We start from the raw sequence: 3,384 nt of genomic DNA, 5'->3' as shown, positions 1-3,384 counted from the left end.
GGCGGAGCTTCAGTAGAACTGCTGAACGACACCACTGATGACGGAACCTGGAGTACAACCCTGCCGGTATCCGCCGGAGATGGAGCCTACGAGGTGACCATTCTGGCCACCGATGAGGTAGGAAAAACATCCAGCATCACCCGGAACATCGTCATTGACACCGAATCACCCGATTTGACCCTAACAGCCCCGGTGGATGGGGAATTCATCGACTCGGGAAGCTACACCATCCGCGGTCAGGTAACCGACAACGGCGGCAAGGGTGTAACCAGTCTGGAATACTCCACCGACAATGCCACCTGGACCACCATACCCCTGTCAGGGTTCAACTGGAGCGTAACCGGTGTGGACTTCAGTACCGGCGGAGAAGGGAACCGGACCCTGTACGTCCGGGCCACCGACGGACTTAACCCCGAATCCAGCCAGCAGGTCGACTTCTATTACGATACCGCCGATCCCTCCCTAAGCGAGGACAATTACAGTGCGGCCCAAGAAATAACCAACGGGGACTTTACCTTTACCGGAGATGTGAGCGATTCCAACGCCCTGAAGGACACCGGAGCCCTGGTTATAACCGCCTCCAAGGACGGCGGTGCGTCATCCCAGGTATACAGCCGGAGTGCAGCCCAGATAGCCGCGGACGGCGGCAGCTACAGCTATACGGTAGTCCTGCCGGATGACGGCAGCGATGACGGGACCTGGGTGTACACCATTACGGCTACCGATGTGGCCGGGCGTACAAAAAGCGAAACCCGGACCTTCCTGATCGACGAAACCGATCCTGATACCCCGGTGATTGACGCCTTTGCCGGTGCCTACCAGGTGAACGAGCTGGTATCCAGCGGTACGGCAGCTGACGGCGGCAGCGGTCTGCAGACCGTTGAATACAGCTTTGATCAGAGCAACTGGAGTCCAGCGAGCGGAACCAGCAGTTGGTTCAGGACCGTGGACATCAGTATGAGCGCAGCGAACGTGAACCACCGCCTTGGCCAGGGGAACCGGACCCTGTACGTCCGGGCTATTGACCGGGCGGGGAATGTAAGTCCGGTGGGAAGCCGGAGCTTTACCGTGGACCGGGCTGATCCGGTAGTAACGGTAGATGCAGAGTATGACGGTACGGTGTATAAGAACGCCGGGTTTACCGTAAACGGAACGGTGACCGACAGCCTGCAGTTGGCGGGAAGTCCCATTGCCATAACCGTGGACGGGCCGAACACCGATGATATCGCCCTGGGAGCCTTTAATTACACGAGTGGAGACGGCAGTTGGAGCCAGGCTGTGCCCATCGATGACGGGGACGGCAGCTACAGCATCGCGATAACCGGAAGCGATAATGTGGGGAGGACCCATACCGTCACCCGGACGGTGGTGGTGGACACCGCCGATCCGGTGGTAGCAGTGAATAACCTGAACGGAGACGGCTCGACCCAGGTGAACGGCGCGACCTACACCGTCAGCGGGACGGTAACCGAGTCAGGCTCGGGGATAGCCAGTGTGGAATACAGCCTGGACACCACCGACGGCCTGGACGGCACCTGGCAGGCGGCTACGGGAACCACCAGCTGGGCGGTAGCCCTCTCGGGACTCACCGATACCCTGACACAGACCTTCGCCATCCGGTCTACGGACAACGCGGGCAATACCAGTACAGCCGTACAGCGGGAATTCATCGTTGACCTGGCCCCGCCTACCCTCACAGAAAGCGAATCCGGCATTGCCAATGCGTCAATCGTGTACCGGAATTCAGCCATTAGCCTTGGCGGCTCAGCCAGCGATGCAAACGGGGTAACCAGCGTGGTTGTTACCTATTCCAAGGATGGCGGAGCTTCAGTAGAACTGCTGAACGACACCACTGATGACGGAACCTGGAGTACAACCCTGCCGGTATCCGCCGGAGATGGAGCCTACGAGGTGACCATTCTGGCCACCGATGAGGTAGGAAAAACATCCAGCATCACCCGGAACATCGTCATTGACACCGAATCACCCGATTTGACCCTAACAGCCCCGGTGGATGGGGAATTCATCGACTCGGGAAGCTACACCATCCGCGGTCAGGTAACCGACAACGGCGGCAAGGGTGTAACCAGTCTGGAATACTCCACCGACAATGCCACCTGGACCACCATACCCCTGTCAGGGTTCAACTGGAGCGTAACCGGTGTGGACTTCAGTACCGGCGGAGAAGGGAACCGGACCCTGTACGTCCGGGCCACCGACGGACTTAACCCCGAATCCAGCCAGCAGGTCGACTTCTATTACGATACCGCCGATCCCTCCCTAAGCGAGGACAATTACAGTGCGGCCCAAGAAATAACCAACGGGGACTTTACCTTTACCGGAGATGTGAGCGATTCCAACGCCCTGAAGGACACCGGAGCCCTGGTTATAACCGCCTCCAAGGACGGCGGTGCGTCATCCCAGGTATACAGCCGGAGTGCAGCCCAGATAGCCGCGGACGGCGGCAGCTACAGCTATACGGTAGTCCTGCCGGATGACGGCAGCGATGACGGGACCTGGGTGTACACCATTACGGCTACCGATGTGGCCGGGCGTACAAAAAGCGAAACCCGGACCTTCCTGATCGACGAAACCGATCCTGATACCCCGGTGATTGACGCCTTTGCCGGTGCCTACCAGGTGAACGAGCTGGTATCCAGCGGTACGGCAGCTGACGGCGGCAGCGGTCTGCAGACCGTTGAATACAGCTTTGATCAGAGCAACTGGAGTCCAGCGAGCGGAACCAGCAGTTGGTTCAGGACCGTGGACATCAGTATGAGCGCAGCGAACGTGAACCACCGCCTTGGCCAGGGGAACCGGACCCTGTACGTCCGGGCTATTGACCGGGCGGGGAATGTAAGTCCGGTGGGAAGCCGGAGCTTTACCGTGGACCGGGCTGATCCGGTAGTAACGGTAGATGCAGAGTATGACGGTACGGTGTATAAGAACGCCGGGTTTACCGTAAACGGAACGGTGACCGACAGCCTGCAGTTGGCGGGAAGTCCCATTGCCATAACCGTGGACGGGCCGAACACCGATGATATCGCCCTGGGAGCCTTTAATTACACGAGTGGAGACGGCAGTTGGAGCCAGGCTGTGCCCATCGATGACGGGGACGGCAGCTACAGCATCGCGATAACCGGAAGCGATAATGTGGGGAGGACCCATACCGTCACCCGGACGGTGGTGGTGGACACCGCCGATCCGGTGGTAGCAGTGAATAACCTGAACGGAGACGGCTCGACCCAGGTGAACGGCGCGACCTACACCGTCAGCGGGACGGTAACCGAGTCAGGCTCGGGGATAGCCAGTGTGGAATACAGCCTGGACACCACCGACGGCCTGGACGGCACCTGGCAGGCGGCTACGGGAACCACCAGCTGG

The 3,384-nt window shown here is 59.5% G+C and carries 1 protein-coding gene; it reads left to right on the top strand.

Features of this window, described 5'->3' with window-relative positions:
* The coding region (locus DC28_RS16520) for a beta strand repeat-containing protein (RefSeq protein WP_037547275.1) at positions 1-3,384 on the top strand (3,384 nt) is incomplete at both ends.

Origin of the sequence: Spirochaeta lutea, from assembly GCF_000758165.1 — a bacterium.
Taxonomy (GTDB): Bacteria; Spirochaetota; Spirochaetia; order DSM-27196; family Salinispiraceae; genus Spirochaeta_D; species Spirochaeta_D lutea.
This window is presented reverse-complemented; position numbering and strand designations above follow the sequence as displayed.